We start from the raw sequence: 17896 nt of genomic DNA on the forward strand, positions 1-17896 counted from the left end.
CGGTCATGGACGAGAAACGACCGGAATCGAAGCAGCGAGCTCTTCCGGACACGGACGCGGACACGGACGCCGGTCCGGATGCGGGCACCGTCACCGGACCCGAGACGGGCGCGGGCACGGCGACGGCGGGGCCCGCCGAGAAGGACGGCCCCGTCAGACTGCCCGTGCGAGCGCGGGCGGCCGTCGTGTGGCGCACGGCGAAGGAGTTCCGGGACGACGAACTCGCCGACCGCGCGGCCGCGTTGACCTACTACGGCGTAATGTCGTTGTTCCCCGCGCTGCTGGTGGCGGTGTCCCTGCTGGGCGTCATGGGGCGGCGGGTCACGGACAAACTCCTCGACAACGTAGGGGACTTGGCGCCGGGCCCGGCACGCGAGATCCTGCGTGACGCGGTGACGCAACTGGGCGACAGCGGCGGTACGGGCGGGGTGCTGGCGATCGTCGGACTGCTCGCGGCGCTGTGGTCCGCGTCCGGATACGTCGGCGCGTTCATCCGCGCGTCCAACGCGGTGTACGACCTGCCGGAGGGCCGTCCGGCCTGGAAGGTCACACCGCTGAGGCTGGCGCTCACCGTCATGCTGATGCTGCTTCTCACCGGGAGCGCGATCATCGTGGTGTTCACCGGGCCGCTGGCCGAACGAGCGGGCACCGCGATCGGGCTCGGCGACGCGGCGATCACTGCGTGGTCGATCGCCAAGTGGCCCGTCCTGCTGGTGCTCGTCGAGCTGATGATCGCGCTGCTGTACTGGGCCGCTCCCAACGTCTCCGGCCGCGGCTTCCGTTGGTTCAGTCCGGGCAGCGTCGTCGCCACCCTGATCTGGCTGACCGCGTCCGCGGGATTCGCCGTCTACGCCGCCGGCTACGGCTCGTACAACAAGACCTACGGCACGCTCGCGGGCGCCATCATCTTCCTCGTGTGGCTCTGGCTCACCAACCTGGCCATCCTCCTGGGCCTGGAGTTCGACGCGGAGCTCGCCCGCCAGCGCGCCATCGCCCACGGCCGGCTCCCGACCGAGGAGCCCTACGTCGAACCGCGCGACACCCGCAAGTGGCCGCCGCGACTGCGGGCGATGCGCGCGGCCCGGGAGAAGGTGGAGACGGGAATTGCACCGACGCGCAGGGGAGCCGAGCGAGACAGCGCCGAGCGTGTGTGACGCCAGGACTGCGGCGTCAGGGACGTGGATTCAGGCCTGCGGTGCCAGGACCACGACATCAGAACTGCGGTGCCAGGACTGCGGCGCCGTAACTGCGGTGCCAGGGCTGGGCATCAAAGCGAGGAGGGCTGCACACGATGCGGCGGCGAACCGGTGTCCGGTTCGCCGCCGCATCGCTCCCCTCCGGCTCCTCCGACGGGCCTCAACGGCGCCCTCGGTGACCGCTGTACCGCCTTGGGAGCGGGCTCGCGGCGAGGACTCCGCCTTCGCTCGCTCGCCGGGGGCCCGGGTACCCGGACCGGCCCGCACTATCCCTGCGATCCCGGGTCGTGCAGCCGGGCCAACTGGCCCTGGAACCAGTCGAGTCGGGCTTGGAGCAGCGCCGCCTCCGCGACCAGCTCGGACACCCCGAGACCGGCAGCGGCCACCATGGGACCGCCGGTGGCCCGGACCCGCAGGCCCTCCCCGGCCAGCCGCGCGAAGGAGGCGAGCGAGAGCGACGTACGACCGCGTACGCATCCCGCGCAGGCGGCCGTCAGGGCGCGCCAGCCCGGACGCCCCCAGCCGGCGTCGGCCAGCGCCGCGGCCACGGCGCCGCAGCCGCAGGGACCGACGGTGGCGCAGCGCACCCGCTGACGGGCGTAACGGAAACCCCGCTCGAAGCGGATGTAGGCGCCGAGGACGGAGACTTCGAGGAGAACGGCCGCCCGGTGTTCGGCGGTGCACAGCATCGCCTCGGCGACGGCGGACTCGTGCACGCAATGGAAACCGCAGTCACAGCGGCGGTGCGGCGCACGGTGCCGCCACCCGTAGACACAGCGCGCCTCGTCCAGCACTCCGTACGGCAGCGCGCCGCCCAGCGATACGCCGGTGAACCCGGCCCTGGTGCCGTCCTGGGACAGCACCGGGTGGGCGATCTTGTATCCGGTCGGCGGCTCCGTCGGGCGTTCCTCGGGGAGCCGCAGCCTCATCGTCCGGCCGGAACCTCTTCGGGCGCGGACGCCTCCGACTCCTCGATGATCTCGGGGAGTTCGAACGCGTCCTCGAGTGCGTGGGCCTGTTCCTCCGCGACTCCGGTGGCGAGTGCCTTGCCGAGCTTCATGACGCCTCCCATGACCTGCGGTCGGTGGACTTCCGGTCCATGGTGACCCATGAAGGGCGGAAAGGTACACAGGGCCCTCGGGCCGAGGGCCCGGCAGCACATCTCAGCAGTGCTTATCGATATGCCGTAGAAGATTTAAGTGGAGCTGTACGGTCATCGCGCCGAGACTGCTCGTATGACGAACTCCGACCGGTCTCCGGCACCTTTCGGCCGGGCGCTCTGCGCGATGATCACACCGTTCACCGAGGCGGGCGCGCTCGACCTCGACGGCGCCCGGTGCCTCGCCGACCGCCTGGTGCGCGAGGGCTGCGACGGCCTGGTGCTGAACGGCACCACGGGCGAATCGCCGACCACCTCGGACGCGGAGAAGTCCGCGCTGGTCCGCGCGGTCCGCGAGGCGGTCGGCGACCGGGCCCACCTGGTCACGGGCGTCGGCTCGTCCGACACCCGGCACACGGTCGATCTCGCTCTGGCGGCCGGGGAGGCGGGCGCGGACGGCGTACTCGTCGTCACCCCGTACTACTCGAGGCCGCCGCAGGACGCGCTGGAGGCACACTTCACCGAGGTCGCGGACGCGTCCGAACTGCCGCTCATGCTCTACGACATCCCCGGCCGCACCGGCACCCGCATCGAACCCGACACGATGATCCGGCTCGCCGCGCACCCCGGGATCGTGGCCGTGAAGGACTGCGCGTACGACCTGCTCGGCACACAAAGGGTGCTGGCCCGAACGGAGTTGGCGTACTACGCGGGCTGCGACGAGCAGGTGCTCGCCCTGTACGCGGTGGGCGGCGCCGGGTACGTCAGCACGGTGGCGAACGTCGCGCCGGGTCTGATGCGGGCCGTGCTCGACGCGTTCGACGGCGGCGACACGGCGGGGGCGGCCCGGCTGATGCGGCGGGCCGTGCCGCTGATCGAGGCGACGACGGGGGCGGGACTGCCCGGCACGGTCACCGCGAAGGCGCTGCTGGCCTCGCTCGGGCTGCCGGCGGGCCCGGTCCGGGCACCGCTGCGGCCCGCCGGCCGGGAGACGGCCGACGGGCTGCGGGCGGTGCTCGCCGAGGTCACCGACGAGTTCGCTGCGGTCTAACGAGCAGCGGACGAGCGAGGCTCAGCGCTCGGCGAAGACGGGCTCCCAGCGCCCCACCGAGCCGTCGGTGCCCCGGAGATAGCCGCTGAGCGGCACCTCCTTGTCGCTGCCGATGGTGACCAGCACCAGCCGATTGTGGAACTCGTTCTTGTCACCCTCGGCGATGTCCCAGGCGATCAGGGATTTGTCGTCGGCCCAGGCGAGCAGCATCTGGCCGTGGACCTCGGCCAGGTGCTTGCCGGTACGCGGGTCGAGGATCCACGAGGAGGTGTGCCACTTCTCGCCCGCGAACTCCCCGGCGAGCCGGGTGCCGTCGGGCGACAGGCCGGCCGTGACGGTGCGGTACCGCTCCTCGTCGGGCACGCTCACCTCTCGGCCGGACGCGTCGTAGAAGCGAACGGTGGGCGCGCCCGACTGCCTGCCCGTGACCGTCCTCCCGTCGCGGCAGAACTCGAAGTCCTGGCGAAGGTTGATCTCGTTGCCCTGGTCGTCCCGTTGCACCCCCACCGCGGCCCAGGAGCCCTTCTCCGACGCCACGTCGAAGACGTAGAAGCCGGTGCGGGAGGACATCACCGGCACAGGGATGCCCTCGTCGCCCGTTCTGGTCATGATGTCGGGATTCTCGTCGTACGTCGTCGCGACGAGTTTCGTGCCGTTGCGCGAGAACTGCAGCCCGCCCACCGGGTGGTCTACCGGGATCCACTGCTCGACCTTGCCGCTCGCGAGGTCGAGCAGTCCGATCCGGCGCACAGGCAGGTGCTGCTCCAAGACAGCGGCGGTCCGCAGGCCGGGGGCCACCGCGACCCACGACCACCGGGTGTCCTTCTTGTAGTGGCCGGACTTCGGGTCGAGCAGCCAGTAGGTGCGCACCCTGAGGCCCTTGTGGGCGGTCCGCCAGTCGGTCTTCTGGGTGTAGTACGCGGCCATCGCCATACGCCCGGCCGCGACCAGCGAGCGCCCCGGCGACTGCGCCGGGTGCGCGGCCGTCGGGGCCTTCGGCGCCTTCGGCTTGGGGTCCACCCTTCCCAGGGGCCGTACGTCGTGTCCACCGGACTCCAGCCGCGGCACCCCGACCGCTGCGGCGACCGCCACGGCGACGGCGACCGCGACGGACGCGATGCGCCGGGTCCGACGGCGCCTGCGCACGGTCAGGACCCGGTCGGCGAGGCCGGGGCCGGGTGGCGGCTGTTCGGCGGCCTGCTCGCGCAGCGCCTCGCTCACCAGTTCCTCGATGTTCACGGCCGTACCTCCACGGGCGAGTAGTCACGGGACGACGACCGTTCACCGGCGGGGGCGATCGCGGCGAGTTCGGGCGCGAGGGCGCGCAGCCGGGCCAGGGAGCGGTGGGCGGTGGACCGCACGGTGCCCACGGAGCAGCCCAGCAGCCGGGCCACGTCGGCCTCCGGCAGGTCCTCGAAGTAGCGCAGCACCAGAACGGTGCGCTGGCGTGCGGTGAGCCGGGACAGTGCCTCGCGCATCACCAGGCGCAGCTCGGTGGCGGCCGCCGTGTCGGTGCCCGGTGGGCCGGTCTCGGGCGGATGAGCGACGCTGACCTCGCGTCGCCGCCACTTCAGCCGCCAGCGGCTGACCTGCTGACGGTAGAGCACCTGCCGTACGTACGCCTCGGGTTCGTCGATCTTGTGCCATCGTCCGGCGGCCTTGGCCAGGGCACCCTGCAACAGGTCCTCCCCCGCGTGCCGGTCGCCGCCGCTGAGCAGCACGGCGGTCCTCAGCAGGGCGGCGGACCTGCCGGCCACGAACTGTCCGAAGCTTTCGAGCCCTTCGGCATCCATCGTCACCTTCTCTTTTTCGACGGGCCTCGTGTCCCGCCCCTGTACCTGCTGTGACGCGTGTGACCGCCCGGCGCTATGCCTGCACCGCAGAAAAAACATCGCGGTTCTCGCGGAGGCCCCTGCCGTACGGTGATCAGGTGCGCAACGCGAACCGGGCAAGGCCGGCGGACTCCTCCTTGCCGCTGCTGTTCCTCGACGTCGACGGCCCGCTCAATCCGTACGCCGCCCAGAAGGAGCGTCGGCCCGAGGGGTACACGACGATCCGGGTGGCCCTGCAGCCCGGCCGGCCCCTGCGCGTGTGGCTCCACCCCGACCACGGCCGGGCCCTCCTCGCCCTCGGCTACGACCTGTGCTGGGCCACCACGTGGATGGACGCCGCGAACCGCTGGATCGCCCCCGTGATCGGCTTGCCCGAACTCCCCTACGTCGACTTCACCGGCGCCCTGTTCGCCGAGCGCCCCGACGGCGTCCACTGGAAGACGGAGCGCATCGTGGCCCACGCCGAGGGCCGCCCCTTCGCCTGGGTGGACGACGAACAGAGCCCGGCCGACGCCGCGTTCGTCGCCGCGCGCCATCCCGCACCCGCACTCCTTCGGCACGTCAGCCCCCGACTCGGCCTGCGCGACGCCGACTTCGAGGCCCTGACGGAATTCGCCACGAGCCTCGGCACATAGGAGTGCCGTCCCACGACAGCGGGAGGGGACGAACCTCGGCAGGGCCGCCGATGATCAGCACTGGCTTAACTGCCCACCAGCCATCCTCGCTCTCAGTTCCCTTGGTCCTCGACCATGCCAATTTCGAAGGGGAACGACTCCAGGAAGTCGCGCCGCACAGGGTCTTGCTCCGCTTCGGCCTCAACGGCAGGCAGCAGCCAGGACCTCAGAGCCCTACTGCTCGTCAGCCGTCCGGAGCAAGACCACGCGCCTCTTTGGCACATTCCAGGCCAAGCCTGAGCCTGCTCAGTCCGTGGCTTCGCCCTGCTGCCAGTCACGAGGCCAGTTCCCGGACGGAAGCGGGGGCCCAGCGATTCCCAGTTCGCGCCGGGCAGAGGCGTAGAACGCATCGCGCTTCTGGCTCACCCGCCGCGAATCGCGGGTCCAGCCTTCCTCGTCATGTCTCTGCTCTCGCACATGTAGCTGCAGTGTCCAAACTGCCTCGTGCCATGACCGCGCAGCTCTGACAGTTTCGGCGTCACCAACGAGCAGCACGGACTCCCACAGGTGTGGCTCGACGCGCCTCCGCCTCGGCGAGAAGCGGCAGTCCTGCGGCAAGCTCCAGTGGATCAACAACGTGCGCGTACCCCAGCGCCGCGCCGATGCGCTGGATGATCCATATCTGCTCCTTAAGCGCATTGCCGTATCGCGCGTACACCTCGAACTTCTTCTCATGCCAACGCTCTGTCTGCGTTCGGCGCCACCGGGTCCGCTCGGTCAGTGTGGTGGAGGCGTACGAGCCAGCGGCACCAACAGCGACCGCCAGTAGTGTGGCCAGCTGATCCAGGAACATCCCAACCTCCGTGCGCTTAAAGGCTGCTCCACCAGATCTTCCCGGTCCAGATGCGGGCGCACAGCTGTACCGAGGCAAGCTGCCTTTGGCCCGTGAACGGTAGAAGCAGTTGGGTCGGCGCAGCAGCCTCGTGGGTTGTTTGGTGGGCCCTGATGACTGTGGCGTTCCGTCTCATCAGCGTGATCATCAGTGACTCCAAGAGCTGGCCGACGTGCGCCGGGATGGCGGCCGCTGCCATTGCCACCGGGGAGCTTTCGGAGCGCTGGCATCAGCACCGCCGAAACAGGAAATCGCGGGTGGTCAGCGACACCGAGTCCGAGGCGGACCGCACTATGACCGCGTCAGATTGAGCGGGGAACTGCGGGGAATCACGGCGAAAGCAGCCGCGCGTGACGGGTCTGCTCTCCGGCTGTTCGCGCAGGTCAACGCACGAGCAGCCCACAAATGCCCACAGCTTCCCAAGCTGTGAGTCCGACCACGCGTACGACCGCCGAACGTGGTGCGAGCACGTCTGACGGGTATGCCGCACACACCTCATAGGACCCCAGCAGACCCCAGGACAGACCCCGGGTTAGGCTCGCGGCCCTTGGCAGAGATCTTCCATCTACCTTGGGGGTTCGTGGGTATGTCCGTTCTTGTCTCCGTACCGCGCAGAGTGACGAGCATGGCGTTCGTGGCCGTACTGCTCGCGGGGGGATCGGTTGCCTGCGGAGGGGTCGCCAAGAGCGGTTCCGCGGTCGCAGCACCACCCAAGGTGACTCCCGCGGCGGCTGTGGCGAACGCGGGGAAAAACGCCGAAGACATCACGTCGCTCCGCTATCGGATCAGCGGGACCGTACCGGGGAAAGGCCGTCTGGAGGCCGAGGCCTCCATGAACACGCAACCGCCGGCCATGAGTATGAAGATGACCGCTGCGGCCGTCCGGGGCGGGAACGCCCCATTGGAGATCCGGTTCGTCGACAAGGTGATGTACGTCGGCGGGAGTGCGATACGTCCCGAGAAGCTGAACGGCAAGAGCTGGCTCAGCGCTGCGCCGGCCGTGTGGGGACGCGGCGGAGTGGACAACCAGTCCTACGGCGTACTGCCCAGTCAGCTGCAGGTGAGCCCAACCGCGCAGTCCACGCTTCTGACCGGGTCCAAGGACCTGCGGCTGATCGGGACCGAGACAGTCGACGGCGCAAAGACCACGCACTACAAAGGGACGGTTAACAGAAAGGGCTTGACCGGAGGGCGCCTCGATCAGTTCATACAACTGGAAGTCTCCGACCCGCTCACCATGGACATATGGATAGACGGCGACCACCGCACCAAACAGTTCCGTATGCGGGCCGAGCACAATGACGACCTGGTCGGCACCGGAGACGGGCCGCTCGACCTGACCATCAGCTTCCTCGACATCAATCAGCCCGTGACCATCGAAGCGCCTCCGACCAAGGACACCACCCCACTCGCGCCCACCGACGCACAGGAAGGCTGAGCGGCGCCTGGGTCGAGGAAAGCCCCCCTGAGACGCTGGCCCGTCTCAGCTTCCGTCTCATTCAGCCCCGTTCACGACCGTTCAGGCGAGACCCACAACCCTCCCGGCGTAGACAAACCGATCGGCCATGAACCCAGGTGAACGCTCCCGCACCCAACCCGCAGCCCCACCAACACAGTTGGAAAGCGTGCACCCAGAAGAGCGCTCCGACGTACTGACCCGCGTGCGCCTGCATCGCCTGACCCCGCTGACTGCGCGCCCTGCTCTGTGTTGGCTACGTGCCACGCGCTGGACGCCCGTACACGAAGCGATCCAACGGGAGGGGGACACACCGTGGGTGAGTGGAAGCAGGGAAAGTGCGGTTGGCCGACGGCGGCCGGAGGTCGCTGTCAGAACAAGACGTTGAAGGGCACCGCACGTTGCTACCTCCATCAGGGTGACTGGACGAAGCGTGGTCAGGCCGAGTTGAAGAAGCGCGCGAGCAGGCGTCGCAAGAAGTGATCCGCGCGGTCCGGGGCCTCTCGGGCGGCTGTTTGGAGGGGGGTGGTGTCGAAGCTTCACGAGCTCCCGTCGTGCCGACTTGGCACTCAAGCACATGGAGTCGCAGACACAGTCGCTCCGCCAAGACATGAAAGTTGAGCGAGATGCAGGCGACAGGCCCCGTTCCGGCACGCTGCACCGCGCTGCGATCGAACACAGATGGCGGATGTCAGCCAACGCACGAGCGCCCTCCCGGGCCGTCCTGGGGCCGCGGAAGGGCGCTCGACGATGACCAGCGTCGACAACTGCCGACAGATCAGCAGCGGTTCAGAGCGATGATCGAGCAGGGCGGCCGCAACTCGCGGCCGCCGATGATCAGTTGTGGCTGTGCAGAACCTCGTTCAGGCCGCCCCACACCGCGTTGTTCGGGCGGGCCTCGACGGTTCCGGTGACCGAGTTGCGGCGGAAGAGGATGTTCGAAGCCCCGGACAGCTCGCGGGCCTTGACGATGTCGCCGTCGGGCATCGTCACGCGCGTGCCGGCGGTGACGTACAGCCCTGCCTCGACCACGCACTCGTCGCCGAGGGCGATGCCGACGCCGGCCTCCGCGCCGACGAGGCAGCGCTCGCCGATGGTGATGCGGACGTTGCCGCCACCCGAGAGGGTGCCCATGGTGGACGCGCCGCCGCCGATGTCCGAACCGTTGCCGACGACGACACCGGCGGAGATGCGGCCCTCGACCATGGAGGTGCCGAGCGTGCCCGCGTTGAAGTTCACGAAGCCCTCGTGCATGACGGTCGTGCCCTCGGCGAGGTGCGCGCCGAGGCGGACCCGGTCGGCGTCGGCGATGCGGACGCCCTTGGGCGCGACATAGTCCGTCATGCGCGGGAACTTGTCGATGGAGGTCACCTGGAGGTGCAGGCCGGCGGCGCGCGCGTTCAGCCGGACCTTCTCGATGTCGTCGACGGCGACCGGGCCGAGCGAGGTCCAGGCGACGTTGGTGAGCAGGCCGAACACGCCGTCCAGGTTCTGGCCGTGCGGCTTGACCAGGCGGTGCGAGAGGAGGTGCAGGCGCAGGTACGCGTCGTGCGCGTCGAGCGGCTTGTCGTCCAGCGACGCGATGACCGTACGGACCGCGACCACCTCGACGCCCCGGCGGGCGTCCGGGCCGATGGCCTGCGCGGCTCCCTCGCCGAGCAGTTCGACGGCCCGCTCGGCGGACAGCCGCTCGGTGCCGGCCGGGCCGGGCTCGGCGGACAGTTCGGGCGCGGGGAACCAGGTGTCGAGAACGGTGCCGTCGGAGGTAAGGGTGGCGAGCCCGGCGGCGACGGCGCCGGTGGTACGAGAAGCAGTCGTGTCGGTCATGGGTGAAACCTAACTTGGCGGGGGCCGCCCGAGCGAACCGGTGCGCGGGGCGTCTCGGCCACCGGGCACCGATCACCGCCCCGGACCGACTCCGGTCACCGTCCCGGCCGACCGGGTGACCGCCCCGGGCCTTCTCCGGTCACCGCCCCAGGCCATACCCGGCCACCATCCCCAGCCTCTCCGGACACCGCCCAGAACCAACTCCGGACACCATCCCCAGGCTCTCCAGACACCGCCCAGAACCAACTCCGGACACCATCCCCGGCCTCTCCGGACACCACCCAGAACTAACTCCAGTCGCCATCCCCAGGCTCTCCAGACACCGCCCAGAACCAACTCCGGTCACCGTCCCAGCCGAATCCGGTCACCGCCCCGGACCGACCCCGCTCACCCTCCGGACCGACCGGGTGACCGCCCCGGGTCTTCTCCGGTCACCGCACCGGACCATCTCCGGCCGCCCCGCCGCGCGGGAGGACCCTCGCCAATACCTCGCGCGCGTACCCCTCGTCGTACGACGTCCCCGTCAGCAGCACCTGGAGACAGATCCCGTCCAGCAGGGCGACCAGCGCCCGCGCGGTGACCGGATCCGTGCGGCGGGCCAGCGGTTCGACGAGGCTGTCGATCCACTCGGCGGCGACCGGGCGCAGGGCGGGCCTGCGGAGGGCGGCCAGATAGAGCTCGTACTCCAGCTCCACGCCCGTGCGGTCGCCTGCCAGCCATTCGCCGATCAGGCCGGCGAGTTCGGCGGCCAGGTCGGCACGGGTGTCCTCCAGGGTGCCGCGCGCGGCGAGCACCTTGGCGAAGCCCTCGTTCGCCTGGCGCAGGGCGGCGACCATGAGCTCGTCGAGGGTCTTGAAGTGGTACGTCGTGGAGCCGAGCGGCACATCGGCCTCGGCGGCGACGGAGCGATGACTGAGCCCGGCGATGCCCTTGGCGCCGACGACACGGATCGCCGCGTCGATGATCCGCTGCCGCCGCTCGGGGTCGTACCGGCGCGCCATCACGGGCCGCCGTCCGCCGCGCCGGGCGCGGCCATCAGTGCGCCCCGCCCAGGTTCAGCAGCACGACCCCACCGATGATCAGCGCGATCCCGGCGGCCTTCGCGGCCGTGAGTCCCTCGCCGAGGAACAGCATGCCTATCGCAGCGATGGCGGCGGTGCCGACGCCGGCCCAGATCGCGTAGGCCGTACCGACCGAGACGGTCTTCAGGGTCTGCGCGAGCAGCGCGAAGGCGACGACGTATCCGAGGACAGTCAGCAGGGACGGCCACAGCCTGCTGAAGCCCTCCGTGTACTTCATCGCGGTGGTCGCGCCGACCTCCGCCGCGATGGCTCCGGCGAGCAGTACGTATCCCATGCGTACGACTGTACACATGGAGGGCATGGGATACGTACAGGTGTACATAATGGCGTTCATGCCGCTGGTGACGAACCTGCCGCACATCGACCAGCGCATCCGCAGGGAAGGCCTGGCGGACGTGCTGATACGCGCGGCCGCCGTTCCGGGGACGCCCGGTGGGCCGGAGGAGCCCGGCACTCCGGGGACGCCGGGCTCAGTCCACCAGCGACTTCTTCGGCCGCAGCACGCAGAACTCGTTGCCCTCCGGATCGGCGAGGACGACCCAGCTGACGTCCGCGCCCTGTCCCACGTCGGCCCGGCGCGCCCCGAGGGCGAGGATCCGCTCGACCTCGGCGGCCTGGTCGTCCGGCGTGAGATCGATGTGCAGCCGGTTCTTGACGGTCTTGCGCTCGGCGACCGGCACGAAGCAGAGTCCGGGCAGCGCGTGCACGTCGGAGCCGATGACGATCTCGTCCTCGGCCTCGAACAGCACACGCCAGTCGAGGACTTGACACCAGAAGCGGGCCAGCACGGGCAGGTCGTGGGCGTCGATGACGAGGTGGTAGAAGGAGACAGCCATGAACGGCAGTCTCCCCCGGCGCGAGGAGGTCCGCCACCGCCGCCGGGCACACCTCCCGGCGAGCCCTCCCCTGGAAGGCGCTTCACCCAAGCACTCCCGGACGGCTCCGGAACCGCTCCCCCCGGACAGCTCCCCGGCCGCCACGAACCGCCACGAAAGGAATGGGCCGAGCGCGCCCGCACCGAGGATGCCGTACGAACCCCGGACACCGAGTCCGGCACCCCGCACCGCCCCCGCCCCTCACCGTCGCCACCACCCCGCACCCGACACCGCCCAACTCCCGCAGCTCTGTCGGTGATTGCCCGGAAAACGCTGCAGGCAATTCCCCGTATCGCTGCGGGAAACGACTGCTCAGAAGTCACCTGTTCCACTACTGTTTCACCAGCCGCACACCGGGTCTCCATGACCGCCCGCTCCGTGTGCCGCACCCTCCATCCCTCGCTTCGCCCTTTCGCGCGCTCGCCCTCCCCTGCTTAGGAACGCGTATGCCAGAAGTGACGCCCGGATCCGGGCCCGACGGTCCCGACGGGCCCGCCCCCTCCAGGGAGATCGTTCCCTGGCGCCCCACCCCGCACGGCGCGCCCTACCCGGTGTCGACCGACCTCGTTCCCGTGCACCCGGCGCCCTGGGAGGCGGTCGGGGCGAATGACGAGGGCAGGCTGCCCGGAACGCGGCGGCTCTGGCTGGCCGGCGGGCTCGCGGTGGCCGCGAGCATCGCCGTCGTGGCCGTGATCTCCGTACAGGCGAACCGTTCTGACGATCCATCACAGAACGGTGCGGCCAACAGGACCACGGCCGACACGGCGAACCCCTTCCTCCTCGGCGCCCCCGTCGCACCCGCCGGAGCGACCACGGCCCCGGCGGGCAAGAACGCACTGGCCTCGCCCGGGACTTCACGCTCGGCCTCACCTGACTCCGCCTCACCTGATTCCGCCTCGCGGAGTACCGCGTCGCCCGGACCGTCGGACGGGGGTTCCGGCAGCGGGACCGTCCCCGGAACGTCGAAGCCTGCCGCCTCCGGCACCGCTTCCTCGCCCAGGCCGGCCTCTTCGTGGAAGTCGGTCCAGGCGGTCAACTACCCCGACCGCTTCTGGCATCTGAGTGACGGACAGGTCCGGCTCGACCCGGTGAGTTCGGGCAGCTCGGCGGCGACCCGGCGGGCCGCCAGCTTCAAGGTGGTCCCCGGACTGGCGAAGTCCTCCTGCTACTCCTTCGTCACCGCCGACGGCTCCTACCTGCGCCACCGCGACTTCCTGCTGCGCGCCGACCGCGACGACGGCTCCGCCCTCTTCCGGAAGGACGCCACCTTCTGCCCCCGCGCGTCCTCCTACTCCGGCGCGGTCATGCTGGAGGCCGTCAACTACCCGGGCCGCTTCCTGCGCCACCGCAACTTCCAGCTGCGCCTGGGGCGGTCCGAGCGTGGCAGGCTCTACCGGGCGGACTCGGCGTTCCGCCTGGTGCGAGGCTGGGCCTGAGACCCGGGCGTCCCCCGAAAAACGCGATGGGGCGGCACCCGAAGGTGCCGCCCCATGCGAGGTGCTGAAGTCCCGAAGACTCAGACGTTGAAGCCGAGCGCCCGAAGCTGCTCGCGGCCGTCGTCCGTGATCTTGTCCGGGCCCCACGGCGGCATCCAGACCCAGTTGATGCGCAGCTCGTTGACGAGGCCGTCCGTGGCGGACTTGGCCTGGTCCTCGATGACATCGGTGAGCGGACAGGCCGCGGACGTCAGGGTCATGTCGATCGTCGCGATGTTCGCGTCGTCGATGTGAATGCCGTAGATGAGGCCGAGGTTGACGACGTCGATACCCAACTCGGGGTCGACGACGTCGTAGAGCGCCTCGCGGACCTCTTCCTCCGAGGCCGGCTTCGTCGTCAGGGTGTCGCCCGACGCCACAGCGGTCTCGGCCGATGCCACGACGGACTCCTCCGACGCCGACATCACAGCGGTCTCGTCCGATGTCACAGTGTTCTCGCTCATGCCGTCTTCCTCTCGGCGCTCTCGCCCAGAGCCTGGGCCGTCGCGTCCTTCCACGCCATCCAGCTGAGGAGGGCGCACTTGACCCGGGCCGGGTACTTGGAGACACCGGCGAACGCGACCGCGTCCTCCAGTACCTCCTCCATCGCGTCGTCGGGCTCGATCCGGCCCTTGGACTGCATCAGTTCCAGGAAGGTCTCCTGGATCTTCTGCGCGTCGGACACGTCCTTGCCGACCAGCAAGTCGTTCAGTACGGAGGCGGAGGCCTGGCTGATCGAGCAGCCCTGGCCCTCGTACGAGATGTCCTCGATCCGCTCGCCGTCGTACTTCACGCGCAGGGTGATCTCGTCACCGCACGTGGGATTGACGTGGTGCACCTCGGCGTCGCCGTCCCGGAGACCGCGCCCGTGCGGGTGCTTGTAGTGGTCCAGGATGACTTCCTGGTACATCGAATCCAGCTTCACGTTCCCAGCCAGCCCCTCAGCCGAAGAAGTTCCGTACATGCTCCAGGCCGTCGATCAGAGCGTCGATCTCGGACGGCGTGGAGTACAGATAGAACGACGCCCGCGTGGTCGCAGGAATTCCGTACCGCAGGCAGACCGGACGGGCGCAGTGGTGACCGACCCGGACCGCGATGCCCTGCTCGTCGAGAACCTGGCCCACGTCGTGCGGGTGGATGTCGCCCAGCGTGAACGAGATCGCGGCGCCGCGGTCCTCGGCCGTGGTGGGGCCGATGATCCGGAGGTCGGGGACCTCCGCGAGCCGCTTCACCGCGTACTCGGTGAGCGCGTGCTCGTGGGCGAGGATCTTGTCCATGCCGATCGCCGAGAGATAGTCGATGGCCGCTCCCAGACCGACCGCCTGCGCGATCGGCGGGGTGCCCGCCTCGAACTTGTGCGGCGCGGGCGCGTACGTCGACGAGTGCATCGACACGGTCTCGATCATCTCGCCGCCGCCGAGGAACGGCGGAAGGTCCTCCAGGAGTTCCTGGCGGCCCCAGAGGATGCCGATGCCGGTCGGGCCGCACATCTTGTGACCGGTGAAGGCCACGAAGTCGGCCTGGAGGGCCTGGACGTCGAGCGGCATGTGCGGCGCGGCCTGCGACGCGTCGATCAGGACCAGGGCGCCGACCTCCTGGGCGCGGCGCACTATCGCCTCGACCGGGTTCACGGTGCCAAGGATGTTCGACACCAGCACGAAGGAGACGATCTTCGTCTTCTCCGTGATGATCTCGTCGATGTTCGACAGGTCGAGACGGCCGTCGTCGGTGAGGCCGAACCACTTCAGCTTCGCGCCGGTGCGCTGCGAAAGCAGCTGCCACGGAACGATGTTGGAGTGGTGCTCCATCTCCGTGATGACGATCTCGGTCTCGTGGTCGACGCGGTAGGGCTCGTCGGCCCAGCCCAGCATGTTGGCCACGAGGTTGAGCGACTCGGAGGCGTTCTTGGTGAAGATCACCTCGTCGCGGCTCGGCGCGTTGATGAACTCGGCGACCTTGTCGCGCGCGCCCTCGTACAGCGCCGTGGCCTCCTCGGCGAGCACATGCACACCGCGGTGGACGTTGGCGTTGTAGCGCTCGTAGTACTCGTTCAGGGCGTCCAGGACCTGGCGCGGCTTCTGCGAAGTCGCCGCGTTGTCCAGGTACACCAGCTTCTTACCGTCGTGGACCTGGCGGTCCAGGATGGGGAAGTCCTTGCGGATCGCCTCGGTGTCGAGGAGGCCCGGCAGCTGTGTCACGCGGATACGCCACCCTTCACGTCGAGTGCGTACGACTCGTAGCCCTCGTTCTCCAGCTTGTCGGCGAGCTCGGCGCCGCCGGACTCGACGATGCGGCCGCCGGAGAAGACGTGCACGAAGTCGGGCTTGATGTAGCGCAGGATGCGCGTGTAGTGGGTGATGAGCAGGGTGCCCACCTCACCGGTCTCGCGGACGCGGTTGACACCCTCGGAGACGATGCGCAGGGCGTCGACGTCCAGGCCGGAGTCGGTCTCGTCGAGGATCGCGATCTTCGGCTTGAGCAGCTCCAGCTGAAGGATCTCGTGGCGCTTCTTCTCACCGCCGGAGAAGCCCTCGTTGACGTTGCGCTCGGCGAAGGCCGGGTCCATGGAGAGGCGCTCCATGGTCTCCTTGACCTCCTTCACCCACGTACGCAGCTTGGGGGCCTCGCCGCGGACGGCGGTGGCGGAGGTGCGCAGGAAGTTGGAGACCGAGACGCCGGGGATCTCCACCGGGTACTGCATCGCCAGGAACAGGCCCGCGCGGGCGCGCTCGTCGACGGACATCTTCAGGACGTTCTCGCCGTCGAGGGTGACGGTGCCGCTGGTGATCGTGTACTTCGGGTGGCCCGCGAGCGAGTAGGCGAGGGTCGACTTGCCCGAGCCGTTGGGGCCCATGATGGCGTGCGTCTCGCCCTGCTTCACGGTCAGGTCGACGCCCTTGAGGATCTCCTTCGTGGCGTTGTCGGCCTCGACGGTGACGTGCAGGTCGTGGATTTCAAGCGTTGCCATGGGTTCCTCAGGACTCCTGGTTGAGGGAGACGAGCACGTCGTCCCCTTCGATCTGTACGGGGTAAACGGGGACGGGGCGCGTCGCGGGAAGGCCGGACGGCTTGCCGGTGCGGAGGTCGAACGAGGAGCCGTGCAGCCAGCATTCGATCTGACAGTCCTCCACCTCGCCCTCGGAGAGCGAGACGTTCGCGTGCGAGCAGATGTCGTTGATCGCGAACACCTCCCCCTCGGTCTTCACGACCGAGACCGGCGTGCCGTCGAGTTCCACCCGCTTCGGGGTGTTCTCCTCCAGCTCGCTCAGCCCACAGACGCGCACGAAGGTGCCGGGCATCAGAGCGACGCCTCCAGCTCCTCGTCGATCTTCACGAGAAGGCGCTCTTCGATGTCGTCGACACCGATCTGCTGCACCAGCTCGGCGAAGAAGCCGCGGACCACCAGACGGCGGGCCTCACCGGCCGGGATGCCGCGGGCCATCAGGTAGAAGAGCTGCTCGTCGTCGAAACGGCCGGTCGCGGAGGCGTGGCCGGCGCCGACGATCTCCCCGGTCTCGATCTCCAGGTTCGGCACGGAGTCGACGCGGGCACCGTCGGTCAGAACCAGGTTGCGGTTCATCTCGTAGGTGTCCGTGCCCTCGGCCTTGGCCTCGATGAGGACGTCGCCGATCCAGACCGCGTGCGCGCCCTCGCCCTGGAGCGCGCCCTTGTAGGCGACGTTGGACTTGCAGTGCGGGGTGTTGTGGTCGACCAGGAGGCGGTGCTCCTGGTGCTGGCCGGCGTCCGTGAAGTACAGGCCGAAGAGCTCGGCCTCGCCGCCGGTGCCCGCGTAGGCGATACGCGGGTGGAGGCGTACGAGGTCGCCGCCGAAGGTGACCACGAACGACTTGAAGGTGGCGTCGCGGCCGATCAGCGCGTTGTGCTGGCCGACGTGGACCGCCTTGTCGTCCCAGTCCTGGACGGAGACGACGGTCAGCTTGGCGCCGTCGCCCAGGATGTAGTCGACGTTGGCGGCGAGCACCGCGTCACCGGTGTGGTCGATGACGACGACGGCCTCGGCGAAGGCTCCCAGTTCGATGACCTGGTGGCCGTAGGCGACCCCGCCCTCGCCGTGCACGGCGATCCGGATGGGCTCGGTGAGCACCGTCTCCTTGGGGACGGTGACGACACCGGCCTTCTCGAAGGCCGAGTACGCCTGGGCGGCGACCCGGTCCACCGGGATGCCGGCCTTTCCGATCCGCGCGTCGTCACGGGCGACCGTCTCGACGGTGACGCCCTCGGGGGCCGTCACGTCGATCCGTACGCCTTCGCCGGTCGCGACGGCGGTGCCGTCGTGCAGCCCGCGCAGGCGCTCCAGCGGGGTGAACCGCCATTCCTCCTCGCGGCCGTGGGGGACCGGGAAGTCCGCCACGTCGAAGGAGGGGGGCGCGCTCATGCGCGTGGCGACGGTCGACTCGGCGGCCACCGCGATCTGGCCCGCGGTGGTCGAGCCCACAGGGATATTCTGAGCCTCAGCCATGGCTGTGGGTCTGCTCG

21 protein-coding genes are annotated in these 17896 nt (G+C 69.5%); 6 read left to right on the plus strand and 15 right to left on the minus strand.

All coding sequences use genetic code 11. The annotated features are described in order from the left end of the window. Positions 1-5: 5 nt before the first annotated feature. The gene (locus ACFYR3_RS00775; protein WP_389280873.1) at positions 6-1154 is read left to right on the plus strand and encodes a YihY/virulence factor BrkB family protein; all 1149 of its coding nucleotides are present in this window, start codon (positions 6-8) and stop codon (positions 1152-1154) included. Between the two features lie 308 nt (positions 1155-1462). Here ACFYR3_RS00775 and ACFYR3_RS00780 read toward each other — a convergent pair whose 3' ends face one another. Beyond that, a complete protein-coding gene (locus ACFYR3_RS00780; RefSeq protein ID WP_355843521.1) occupies positions 1463-2125 on the minus strand; it encodes a hypothetical protein in 663 nt (220 codons plus the stop codon). Beyond that, positions 2122-2256, minus strand: coding sequence for a hypothetical protein (locus ACFYR3_RS00785; protein WP_389280875.1), 135 nt, complete (start codon positions 2254-2256; stop codon positions 2122-2124). The genes ACFYR3_RS00780 and ACFYR3_RS00785 overlap by 4 nt, the downstream gene beginning before the upstream one ends. A gap of 175 nt (positions 2257-2431) precedes the next feature. Between ACFYR3_RS00785 and dapA the strand changes: the two genes are divergently transcribed. Then, a complete protein-coding gene (dapA, locus tag ACFYR3_RS00790) occupies positions 2432-3346 on the plus strand; it encodes a 4-hydroxy-tetrahydrodipicolinate synthase (RefSeq protein ID WP_355843515.1) in 915 nt (304 codons plus the stop codon). A gap of 21 nt (positions 3347-3367) precedes the next feature. Here dapA and ACFYR3_RS00795 read toward each other — a convergent pair whose 3' ends face one another. Together ACFYR3_RS00795 and ACFYR3_RS00800 are read right to left on the minus strand one after the other, a co-directional pair. Then, the gene (locus tag ACFYR3_RS00795) at positions 3368-4585 is read right to left on the minus strand and encodes a WD40 repeat domain-containing protein (RefSeq protein ID WP_389280878.1); all 1218 of its coding nucleotides are present in this window, start codon (positions 4583-4585) and stop codon (positions 3368-3370) included. After that, complete coding sequence (locus tag ACFYR3_RS00800) at positions 4582-5139, minus strand: SigE family RNA polymerase sigma factor (RefSeq protein WP_389280881.1); 558 nt, start codon at positions 5137-5139, stop codon at positions 4582-4584. The genes ACFYR3_RS00795 and ACFYR3_RS00800 overlap by 4 nt, the downstream gene beginning before the upstream one ends. Positions 5140-5276: 137 nt before the next feature. On the opposite strand from ACFYR3_RS00800, the gene ACFYR3_RS00805 reads away from it, so the two are divergent. Further along, the gene (locus tag ACFYR3_RS00805; protein WP_355843506.1) at positions 5277-5813 is read left to right on the plus strand and encodes an HAD domain-containing protein; all 537 of its coding nucleotides are present in this window, start codon (positions 5277-5279) and stop codon (positions 5811-5813) included. Positions 5814-6330: 517 nt separating this feature from the next. Here the strand turns inward: ACFYR3_RS00805 and ACFYR3_RS00810 are convergent. Beyond that, positions 6331-6645, minus strand: a complete 315-nt coding sequence (locus ACFYR3_RS00810; protein ID WP_389280883.1) for a hypothetical protein — start codon at positions 6643-6645, stop codon at positions 6331-6333. A gap of 152 nt (positions 6646-6797) precedes the next feature. Here ACFYR3_RS00810 and ACFYR3_RS00815 point away from each other — a divergent pair, with 152 nt between their 5' ends. Together ACFYR3_RS00815 and ACFYR3_RS00820 are read left to right on the plus strand one after the other, a co-directional pair. Next, the gene (locus ACFYR3_RS00815) at positions 6798-6995 is read left to right on the plus strand and encodes a hypothetical protein (RefSeq protein ID WP_355843500.1); all 198 of its coding nucleotides are present in this window, start codon (positions 6798-6800) and stop codon (positions 6993-6995) included. A 314-nt stretch (positions 6996-7309) separates the two neighbouring features. Next, positions 7310-8122, plus strand: coding sequence for an LppX_LprAFG lipoprotein (locus ACFYR3_RS00820; protein ID WP_355843497.1), 813 nt, complete (start codon positions 7310-7312; stop codon positions 8120-8122). An 855-nt stretch (positions 8123-8977) separates the two neighbouring features. Here the strand turns inward: ACFYR3_RS00820 and dapD are convergent. From dapD to ACFYR3_RS00840, 4 genes are all read right to left on the minus strand, one after another. Continuing rightward, positions 8978-9967, minus strand: a complete 990-nt coding sequence (gene dapD, locus ACFYR3_RS00825; RefSeq protein WP_355856213.1) for a 2,3,4,5-tetrahydropyridine-2,6-dicarboxylate N-succinyltransferase — start codon at positions 9965-9967, stop codon at positions 8978-8980. Positions 9968-10398: 431 nt separating this feature from the next. Continuing rightward, positions 10399-10968 (minus strand): TetR family transcriptional regulator, encoded by a 570-nt coding sequence (locus tag ACFYR3_RS00830; protein WP_355856216.1) that lies wholly within the window; start codon positions 10966-10968, stop codon positions 10399-10401. Between the two features lie 34 nt (positions 10969-11002). Next, positions 11003-11323, minus strand: a complete 321-nt coding sequence (locus ACFYR3_RS00835) for a multidrug efflux SMR transporter (RefSeq protein WP_266757393.1) — start codon at positions 11321-11323, stop codon at positions 11003-11005. 196 nt (positions 11324-11519) lie between these two features. After that, positions 11520-11885, minus strand: coding sequence for a VOC family protein (locus ACFYR3_RS00840; protein ID WP_355856220.1), 366 nt, complete (start codon positions 11883-11885; stop codon positions 11520-11522). 485 nt (positions 11886-12370) lie between these two features. On the opposite strand from ACFYR3_RS00840, the gene ACFYR3_RS00845 reads away from it, so the two are divergent. Next, positions 12371-13360 carry an AbfB domain-containing protein gene (locus tag ACFYR3_RS00845; RefSeq protein WP_355856223.1) on the plus strand — a complete coding sequence of 330 codons (990 nt, stop codon included), beginning with the start codon at positions 12371-12373 and terminating at the stop codon, positions 13358-13360. 80 nt (positions 13361-13440) lie between these two features. Here the strand turns inward: ACFYR3_RS00845 and ACFYR3_RS00850 are convergent, their stop codons facing one another. The 6 genes from ACFYR3_RS00850 to sufD are packed head-to-tail and all read right to left on the minus strand — an operon-like array spanning position 13441 to position 17879. Continuing rightward, entirely contained in the window at positions 13441-13824 is a 384-nt protein-coding gene (locus ACFYR3_RS00850) for a metal-sulfur cluster assembly factor (protein WP_389281214.1), read from the minus strand. A 35-nt stretch (positions 13825-13859) separates the two neighbouring features. After that, on the minus strand, positions 13860-14324 hold the full coding sequence (sufU, locus tag ACFYR3_RS00855) for a Fe-S cluster assembly sulfur transfer protein SufU (RefSeq protein ID WP_151470345.1): 465 nt from the start codon (positions 14322-14324) through the stop codon (positions 13860-13862). A gap of 16 nt (positions 14325-14340) precedes the next feature. After that, the gene (locus ACFYR3_RS00860; protein ID WP_355856226.1) at positions 14341-15597 is read right to left on the minus strand and encodes a cysteine desulfurase; all 1257 of its coding nucleotides are present in this window, start codon (positions 15595-15597) and stop codon (positions 14341-14343) included. Beyond that, a complete protein-coding gene (gene sufC, locus ACFYR3_RS00865) occupies positions 15594-16367 on the minus strand; it encodes a Fe-S cluster assembly ATPase SufC (RefSeq protein WP_389280888.1) in 774 nt (257 codons plus the stop codon). Before sufC ends, ACFYR3_RS00860 begins: the two co-directional genes overlap by 4 nt. Positions 16368-16374: 7 nt before the next feature. Beyond that, positions 16375-16698 (minus strand): bifunctional 3-phenylpropionate/cinnamic acid dioxygenase ferredoxin subunit, encoded by a 324-nt coding sequence (locus ACFYR3_RS00870; protein ID WP_355856232.1) that lies wholly within the window; start codon positions 16696-16698, stop codon positions 16375-16377. After that, entirely contained in the window at positions 16698-17879 is a 1182-nt protein-coding gene (gene sufD / locus ACFYR3_RS00875; protein WP_355856235.1) for a Fe-S cluster assembly protein SufD, read from the minus strand. The genes ACFYR3_RS00870 and sufD overlap by 1 nt, the downstream gene beginning before the upstream one ends. Between the last annotated feature and the right edge of the window lie 17 nt (positions 17880-17896).

The organism is Streptomyces sp. NPDC005784 (genome assembly GCF_042871525.1).
Classification (GTDB): Bacteria; Actinomycetota; Actinomycetes; order Streptomycetales; family Streptomycetaceae; genus Streptomyces.

Coding starts and splice junctions, on each gene's coding strand:
- ACFYR3_RS00775 (WP_389280873.1), top strand. CDS start 6: ATGGACGAGAAACGACCGGAATCGAAGCAGCGAGCTCTTCCGGACACG.
- ACFYR3_RS00780 (WP_355843521.1), bottom strand. CDS start 2,125: ATGAGGCTGCGGCTCCCCGAGGAACGCCCGACGGAGCCGCCGACCGGA.
- ACFYR3_RS00785 (WP_389280875.1), bottom strand. CDS start 2,256: ATGAAGCTCGGCAAGGCACTCGCCACCGGAGTCGCGGAGGAACAGGCC.
- dapA (WP_355843515.1), top strand. CDS start 2,432: ATGACGAACTCCGACCGGTCTCCGGCACCTTTCGGCCGGGCGCTCTGC.
- ACFYR3_RS00800 (WP_389280881.1), bottom strand. CDS start 5,139: ATGGATGCCGAAGGGCTCGAAAGCTTCGGACAGTTCGTGGCCGGCAGG.
- ACFYR3_RS00810 (WP_389280883.1), bottom strand. CDS start 6,645: ATGTTCCTGGATCAGCTGGCCACACTACTGGCGGTCGCTGTTGGTGCC.
- ACFYR3_RS00815 (WP_355843500.1), top strand. CDS start 6,798: ATGACTGTGGCGTTCCGTCTCATCAGCGTGATCATCAGTGACTCCAAG.
- ACFYR3_RS00820 (WP_355843497.1), top strand. CDS start 7,310: ATGGCGTTCGTGGCCGTACTGCTCGCGGGGGGATCGGTTGCCTGCGGA.
- dapD (WP_355856213.1), bottom strand. CDS start 9,967: ATGACCGACACGACTGCTTCTCGTACCACCGGCGCCGTCGCCGCCGGG.
- ACFYR3_RS00830 (WP_355856216.1), bottom strand. CDS start 10,968: ATGGCGCGCCGGTACGACCCCGAGCGGCGGCAGCGGATCATCGACGCG.
- ACFYR3_RS00835 (WP_266757393.1), bottom strand. CDS start 11,323: ATGGGATACGTACTGCTCGCCGGAGCCATCGCGGCGGAGGTCGGCGCG.
- ACFYR3_RS00840 (WP_355856220.1), bottom strand. CDS start 11,885: ATGGCTGTCTCCTTCTACCACCTCGTCATCGACGCCCACGACCTGCCC.
- ACFYR3_RS00845 (WP_355856223.1), top strand. CDS start 12,371: ATGCCAGAAGTGACGCCCGGATCCGGGCCCGACGGTCCCGACGGGCCC.
- ACFYR3_RS00850 (WP_389281214.1), bottom strand. CDS start 13,824: ATGTCGGCGTCGGAGGAGTCCGTCGTGGCATCGGCCGAGACCGCTGTG.
- sufC (WP_389280888.1), bottom strand. CDS start 16,367: ATGGCAACGCTTGAAATCCACGACCTGCACGTCACCGTCGAGGCCGAC.
- ACFYR3_RS00870 (WP_355856232.1), bottom strand. CDS start 16,698: ATGCCCGGCACCTTCGTGCGCGTCTGTGGGCTGAGCGAGCTGGAGGAG.
- sufD (WP_355856235.1), bottom strand. CDS start 17,879: ATGGCTGAGGCTCAGAATATCCCTGTGGGCTCGACCACCGCGGGCCAG.